This window comes from Microcystis sp. LE19-41.2A (assembly GCF_027530405.1).
GTDB lineage: Bacteria > Cyanobacteriota > Cyanobacteriia > Cyanobacteriales > Microcystaceae > Microcystis > Microcystis aeruginosa.
In genome coordinates this window covers 1-7856 of the sequence record NZ_JAPZQJ010000654.1, presented here as the reverse complement: position 1 = coordinate 7856, position 7856 = coordinate 1, and the positions used below count along the sequence as shown (strand labels likewise).

At 43.4% G+C, this 7856-nt stretch carries 5 protein-coding genes; 2 read left to right on the top strand and 3 right to left on the bottom strand.

What is annotated here, in order from left to right; genetic code table 11:
- Positions 1–218 precede the first annotated feature (218 nt).
- From O9290_RS27055 to O9290_RS27045, 3 genes are all read right to left on the bottom strand, one after another.
- Entirely contained in the window at positions 219–2924 is a 2706-nt protein-coding gene (locus O9290_RS27055; RefSeq protein WP_288059287.1) for a phycobilisome rod-core linker polypeptide, read from the bottom strand.
- 174 nt (positions 2925–3098) lie between these two features.
- Positions 3099–3437, bottom strand: coding sequence for a divalent-cation tolerance protein CutA (gene cutA / locus O9290_RS27050; protein WP_288059285.1), 339 nt, complete (start codon positions 3435–3437; stop codon positions 3099–3101).
- A gap of 145 nt (positions 3438–3582) precedes the next feature.
- Positions 3583–4290, bottom strand: coding sequence for a Crp/Fnr family transcriptional regulator (locus O9290_RS27045; protein ID WP_288059283.1), 708 nt, complete (start codon positions 4288–4290; stop codon positions 3583–3585).
- A gap of 55 nt (positions 4291–4345) precedes the next feature.
- Here O9290_RS27045 and O9290_RS27040 point away from each other — a divergent pair, with 55 nt between their 5' ends.
- Both O9290_RS27040 and O9290_RS27035 read left to right on the top strand, forming a co-directional pair.
- A complete protein-coding gene (locus O9290_RS27040; protein WP_043999037.1) occupies positions 4346–5545 on the top strand; it encodes an acetate and sugar kinases/Hsc70/actin family protein in 1200 nt (399 codons plus the stop codon).
- A 432-nt stretch (positions 5546–5977) separates the two neighbouring features.
- Complete coding sequence (locus O9290_RS27035; protein ID WP_288059281.1) at positions 5978–7747, top strand: protein kinase domain-containing protein; 1770 nt, start codon at positions 5978–5980, stop codon at positions 7745–7747.
- Positions 7748–7856 lie beyond the last annotated feature (109 nt).

The window sequence follows — 7856 nt, the reverse complement described above, 5'->3', positions numbered from 1 at the left end:
TTATAATTAAATTAAAAATGGATTTTAGGTTCGATCCCCCCTGCCCCCCTTGATAAGGGGGGTGCCGATCCCCCCTTAGTCCCCCCTTAATCCCCCCTTGATAAGGGGGGCATCTGATAATTTTTAACGCCTACCTACTTAATAAATTTTGGGCAGTAATTTGTCCTGAAAAAAGCTCGTGTTGAACACGAGCTAAATTAACTAACTTCAAGGACTAATTAGCCACCGACTTTAACTACCGGTTTAAAACTGGGAACCACCAGTTCACTATCCTGTTTAGTCAGCTTATTGTATAAGCGTTCCGTATTGGGGAAATTAGCGGCTGGTAGAGTCGGGAAACGACGATAGGGAACCGTATCTTCACCAAATAATTGTAGGTATTCCATGCTATTAACCATGGCACCGATAAAGGCCTTTAATCCCTTAGTTGCCAGAATTTGGTTATATTTCTGGATTTCTTTTTGATTCAAGGGAGCGCGACCTAAGAAGTGCTTGGTTCCCAATTCAATTACTTTCGTATTCGGATAGGGAGCATAGAATTCTTTCAGGTAAAGATCCGAACCACCTAAACCCTCAATAAACTCTTTCACCGTGATCTCAGCATTGCTTAATTTACTCTCTAAAGCGGTAAATTCGGCATTGATGATATAGGGTTCGAGATCCCGTTCAAAAATCTGACGATAGGCGGCGCGAACAGTATTTTGTACGGCAACTTTATCCAGATTAGTTAACAGTTTAAAGACCTTAGTTTGTTCCCGTTGAACCGTGACACCTTGACCGACACGAGATTGAATATCGGGTTCAGTGCGAATTGAGACCGAAGGTGTACCCAATTCAATAAAGCGCGGGGTTTCCTCTTTATCAACTCTTTGGCCGATATCTTCGCGGAGATTGCCCAAACGCACCATCCGTAACTGCATCCCTTGGGGAGTTAGATAGCGCTCGTAGGGAACCGTATCTTCACCAAAAGCTTCCGTATATTCAGGACTGTCGATCAGAGCATCGATTAAAGCATAGAAGCCTTTTTTCGAGCAAAGATCGAAGTATTGATTCATTTCCTGACGACCGTAGGTGGGACGACCGAGCAGACGACGGTGAATATATTCGATCGCTTTCACCACATAGAGAGGAGTCCAGTAGATTTTCCGGAAAGCCTCGGATTTAGCTAGGGTTTTGATAAACTCGCGCAGAGTAATATCGCCATTTTCTAACTTAATCTCGGCCACGGATAAACGCTGACCTTCGTAGGGCATTCGACCGAAAACCTGACGATAAGCCGCTAAAATCACTCTTTGGGTGGAACTTTCGCCAAATTTAACGCTTACCCCATTGCTAGAACCGGGTAACTCGTTATTGAGACGGAAAACTTTCGGTCCCAAAGTACCGGGGAATTCACCTCGGGCGCCGGGGTTGCTATTTTGGTTATTAGTGGCAGGTCCGCGGTGGATGAGGATACGTTTGGTATCTTTACCGAAGGGAGCGGGACTAGAACTAGGTTCGCGGGTTTCTTTCGGGAAAATTGCCCCAAATTGGATTTCTAGGGGATCATTTCCGGAACCGTAAACGTGCTGATCCGGTAAGGGGCGATCGTATTTAGCAAAAGTGGTGATAAATTGGGGAACTTTGCGGAAAGGTGCGCTGTAGTTAAACAGGTCGATCTGCATCCCCCAGTTACGACATTCCTGCGCTTCTGCACCCAAACCCCGGAGATAGGGAACGGTTTCTTCGCCGAAATAGTCTGAATACTCCTGAGAATCGACTAAAGCATCGATTAACGCCGCTAAACCGCCGCTAGAGACGATCGAGAAGTATTTCTGCACTTCTTCCCGGGAGGAAGGACCGCGACCGAGGAAATGACGGAAAGCCAATTCTAGGGCGCGACTATTGATAAAAGGTTCAAAGAACTGTTTACGGTAGAGAGGCGATTTACCGAGACGACGGACGAATTCTTTCATCGAGATGTCGCCGTTTTTCACCTTCGATTCTAGGTCAGAAATGGACTGACTGTAGGCGCGAGTGATGTCCCGTTCAAAAATTTGTCTGTAGGCGGCCTTGATAATCGAAGATTTTTCCGACTCCGATAAACCGGTTTTCATGACAAACTTTTGCCGTTTTTCGGCGGCGTTGTAGTAGCTTTGGGGAAGACTTAAACCCTGTTGGTCACTACTGGGACGCTGACGCAGTTTATTAGAGGGGGTGGGGGCTTTTAATTCACCCAGTAGGATATTGAAATAGTCACTGATTAAAGTGGCCGCATCCTTGTCTCTCTGGAAATACTCGATCGAAGCGGCCCGCATTTCTTGCAGGGCCACGATGGTGGCATCAATGGAACAGGCATTTTCGAGAACTTCCCTTAAACCGCGGGTATTAACGATCAGGATACTGGTATCGCCGGCCACGATCGCGTATGTAATATAACGCAGGAACCAGGATAAATCCCGGAGGGACTTCTGCATATTGCTCGGACCGTAACGAGAGACGTTGATCGGTCGGAATCCGGGGGGAATCGGGCCGCTAGAGGCGAAAATCCCTTTTAAGCCACCGAGAAGGCCACTGCCGCCACCGGACCCGCTTTCCGCGTAGGTAACGGTTCCTAATTTCATCCCTTCCTGGACGTTGATAACTTTACCCGCACCCACCATAGCCATTTCTTCCACGGGGGGTTTTTCTAGGTAAGCCATGGGGGAACCACCGGTAAAAATCCGGTTAGCTGCCCGTGAGACGATCAGATCGGAGTTCCGGGTGAGCGTTTGGGCAATATCTAAGCGCTTGCTCCCCGATTGGAAGTAGGCGATCAGTTCATTGAGTTCGGGTTTATCGAGAAAGCGGTCTTGTTGTTCTGCTTGGGTAATGGCAGATACTGGGACGGTTTGATAGAGTTGGGGACGCGCTAAGGAGCTGCCACCGCTTGCCTTAAGACTCATTGGATTTTAACTATCTCCCTTGACGATGTGCTGAGTTCTCCAATCGTGGAGGCGATCGGTCTTAAAACCAGATGTTTAAAAATTTAATCAGCATCTAGATTAAAACTTTTTGCGCTTCCTGAGATAGTTTATTAAGAATTATATAGATTTTTTTCGCTAAACTTACCGATCGGTCTATTCCGACACCCCACCTGTATGGGAGGCTAACCAGTCTAAATAGGTCTGAGAACCCGCCACAATCGGTAAAGCGATGATTTCTGGGACTGCATAGGGATGAAGTTCCTGTATCTTCGCCGATAACTGCTCAAACTGCTTTAAATCGCTTTTAATCGCTAATTGCCATTCGCTCTCGTTTTCAATCTGTCCCTGCCAACGATAAATGGAACGAATCGGGTAAATACTGACACAAGCTGCCAAGCGCTCGTTAAGTAAGGCGATCGCTAAGTTTTCCGCTTCCGTTTCGCTGGTTGTTGTCACCAGCACCAATCCAAAACCGGTTAATTTTTCAGTCATAAGTAATCGTGCAAAATAAATTTCCTAGTGAAGATAGGCACTCATGCAACAGGCAACAGGCAACAGGGGGGATAAATAATCAGTCTTTAATAACCGGATTTAGTATGATAACCGATAACTGATAACTAATAACTGATAACTGAATTTAGGCGATCGCTTTTTCTAAAGCGGCCAGATCGGGAATACAGAGAGATTGCTGCTGTCGTTGAATCAGGCCTTTTTTCTGCAATTTGGTCAAGGAGCGGGTCACAGTTTCCCGGGCAAGTCCACTAATACTACTCAACTCCCGGTGAGGTAAATTAGGAATTATCGCACCCTGACCGCTTTTTTCTCCTTGACCTTCGGCTAAAAAGAGTAAAGTATCGGCCACTCTGGAGAGACTATCGGCCTCGCGCAAACGTAAACGCCGGTTAAGTTGACGCAAACGCTTGGCCATTAACTGAGAAAGACGAATTCCCGCTAAAGGTTCCGATTTGAGCAGATTAACAAAATCTTGGGCGGGAATACTGCTAATTGTGGCCGTGGTTAAGGTGATAGCATCGCTGGAGCGGGTAGATTTGTCTAAAGCGGCCATTTCTCCGACTATTTCCCCTTTACCGACGATATTTAAGGTGACTTCTCTACCCGACCTATCGTAAGTACGAATTTTCACCCAACCATCCAGAATAAAGTAAACCGAACCACCCCAATCATTTTCTAATAAAATCGCCCGATTAGCAGGATGAGTTCGGGTGACAGCATGAGAAGTAACTTGATCGAGGGTTTCAGGGGGCAAACCGACCAATAAGGTGGCTGTATCCAATAATTTTTGAATCTCTGCTGATTTTTCCGCAGGATAGCGTTTTTCTTCCATGGTTTAATATTTAAATTTTGTTCGTTTTAGGCAGGTGATTCTACAATGGAAAGTTGTGGGTATTTTTAATGATCCAGTGACCGATAAACAGGATTTTTACTCCCTACTGACCGAGATCGATCGGATTCTTGCCAAGGTGATTTCCTCTCTAGTTAACCCGCAAGAAGTTACTTCCGAGACAATTATCGCCACTCGTCAACATTTAGAATCGGCCAGAGTGATGCTTTCTCCCTTATTGTTGCCCGCTCCAACCCCTGAAGTTGCCCGTTGGTCCCTGGGAATGGAGGTGCAACCAGAGGGGGTAAAAGTTGTCTTTTTTCGGGAAAGCCAGGGACTGATCGATTTTTATCCTCTTTCTTGGAGTCTGGCAACGGGAACAAGCGATCTCTTACCCTGCTCTCAGGTGGAAGAATATCTAATTAGTTGGCTATCTAATCGGGATTTTAGCACCGATTCTTGGCTCTGGGAAGCCCTAGATCGATTAGAAGCTATTATTATCACCGATGACGGGGAAACCCCCACGGATGACCTGAAAAAAGCCCTTCTCACAGCGCAACTAATACCCCCCGATCGCCTATCTAGTCTAGAAACAGCGCTCGCTACTGCTCTGGCCCATATTCCCACTAGCGACCAACCCCAACCCCAAACCCTACTGGTTATCGAAGGGAAGCGGGAGACCACCACTTTAGCAATAGTGGAAGTCCCACCGCAAACTCGCTCTTTATCCCGTCAAGCGATCGCTCTGAGCCATTTTAACTACGGGGAAAACACCTATGAACGGGCCATACTCTCTCACTTAATTTATCCTCTCTGGCGTTCTTTTTTGCCTCTTTCCCGCTCCGATCTCACCGATACTAATCCCTTAAAAAAATCTTTACTGGCAGCCGCTAGATTAACCAAATTAATCCTGCAAGAAGAAAGCGAATTTACCTCCTCTCTAGCCGGTCATACTTGGACGGTCAGTCGCACCGATTTAAATAAGAAGGTCATTATACCATATCTAGATAATTTAAGACAAAAAATTAATGATTTGTTAGAAAAACAGCAAAAAAGTCTTGAGGATATCGATCAAATAATTTTTAGCGGTAATTTTTTCTTAACCATTTGGCCCTATTTTATAACAGAAATACAGCAAGAATTTGCTGGTTGCAATCTAGAGTCCCCCAGTCAGGAAAACTTCTCACCAGTAATCTTGGGTTTGGGTCGTCTCTGTTTATTTTCGGCTCTTAGAGGTGAGAAGGTCAATAATGCTTAAAAACATCAACGTCAGAAGTAAAACGTAGGGTGCGTTAGACGGCCAAAATTGCTGCTTTGACTTGAAGGTAACAATCCGTCGTAACGCACCACCTATCATCAACTAAGTAGCCGGTTACAATTAAAGATAAAATACAAAGAACCAGAACCCTGTCCCACTATCTCACAATTAATTGAGATTACTTACTTAACTGGTGCGTGGGGCGCAGATTGCTAATTTTGTTTTTTTATTCAAGGTTATTGCCGCAAACACGCCCCCGACATTATTGCTAAATGTTAAATTTTATTACAGGATGCAACATTGGTGGTCTAGATGGATTTAGATTATCCACATAAATGGTCAATTAAATACCCTCTTTATCTGATTTGCCCTGCCATCACCTCAGTTATTAGTTATCGGTGGAGATTGTTAAGTAAACAGTAATATTTCCCCATGACGGATTTAATTCTACAAAATCGTTACAAAGTCTTGCGATTAATTGCCGATGGTGGTTTCGGAGAGACTTTTTTGGCAGAAGATAGCCAAATGCCTTCAAAACGTCTCTGTCTGATTAAACAGCTAAAACCGATTAATGACAATCCCCAGGTTCACAATCTCGTCAAAGAAAGGTTTGAGCGAGAAGCGGCTATCCTGGAAAAATTGAGCGAAAATAGTCCCCAAATTCCCAAACTATACGCTTATTTTGAGGAAAATAATCAATTTTATTTAGTCGAGGAATTTATCGAGGGAGAAACTCTCAGCCAAAGAATACAGAGTAAAGGAGTTTTTACCGATGATCAAGTCAAAGAGATTTTAGTTAGTATTCTACAGGTTTTAATTTATGTTCACGGACAAAAAATTATCCATCGAGATATAAAACCCGATAATATCATTCTACGGATTTATGATAATTTACCGTTCCTAATTGATTTCGGTGCAGTTAAAGAAACTATGGGAACGGTGGTTTCTAATTCCGGGCATTCTCTTAATTCTATTGTTATCGGTACTCCCGGTTTTATGCCATCAGAACAAGCGATCGGTCGTCCAGTTTATAGTAGTGATCTCTACGCTTTAGGATTGACGGCTATTTATCTACTAACTGGCAAAACTCCTGAAATGTTAGAGAGCGATCCGATGACAGGAAAAATTTATTGGCGGCAGTTCGCTTTAAATACTAATATCAGTTTAGCAGCCGTCCTAGATAAAACTATTTCACCGCGCTCTAACGAACGTTATTTAACCGCAAAAGAGATGTTAGAAGCGCTACAAAATACCCCATCAATTGTAGCAACAAATATCGTTGTTCCTGCTCCTACTCCCGCTCCTACTCAGGTAATTTCTCCTGTAACGTCAAAACCTGTTTCTAATCCCCGCACCTTACCTGAATGGGTGAAAGCGATAATTATAGGGAGTATGATCGGTACTGGCATTTTAGGTGGTTTTGTCTTAAGTTATTATCTCTCAAATTCTTCTGGAGATGAGTCAATTTCTCCGTCACCTTCCCCAGAGAATCAAGACTCAGATATTACCATTAATAATGAGTTTCCTAAAAACGTCTGTGGAGATGAGAATATCACCGATACTTACTATAAAGTTGTAGTAACTGACGAGGATAGTTTAGAGAGAGTTAAAAATAACTTTTGTCGCGATGCTTTTGTTAATGATGGTAATATTCAGGTAGCAACTTTTAGTGACTTAAATCGCGCTCAAGATTTACAAAGGCAGCTAATTAAATACTTTAATCAAGTTAAAATCACCCAAGGCGTCATCGATACCTCACCCAGTCCTGAAGCTGTCTATTCCCCCAGTCCTGAACCCGTCTATTCACCTGTTCCTCAACGGACAGTTAACTCTATTTCTCGTTCAGAAGCGGTGGATTTAATCGAGCGCTGGTTAAAGGCAAAAAGAGATATTTTCGGTCCTTCCTATCAAACCTATTTAGGAGAAGAATTACTTACAGGTAAAGCTTATGATTACAACATAAAGCGCTCTGATGGTCAAGAAAGTTCTTCCGAATGGTTAGCTAATAATGGCTCTTATTATATCTATGGAGTTCAGAGAATAGATTCAGTTAATAATTTTACAGCCTCTGGGGATCAAGCTACAGTGGATGTGGTGGTTACTGAAGAAAGAACCCTCTATAACAATCAGGGTAAAATTGATCGAAAAAATAGTGCTTTTAGCACTTCATTAGAACTCTTGCAAATTAATTATATGTTATAATCATGGGTTAACTAATTTTCCCCAAAAAATTAGTTAACCAGTACATTTGTCCTGAATAAAAACTTGAAGTTTAACTTTTAACTCAAAACTCTTTAGATATGCTTTAATT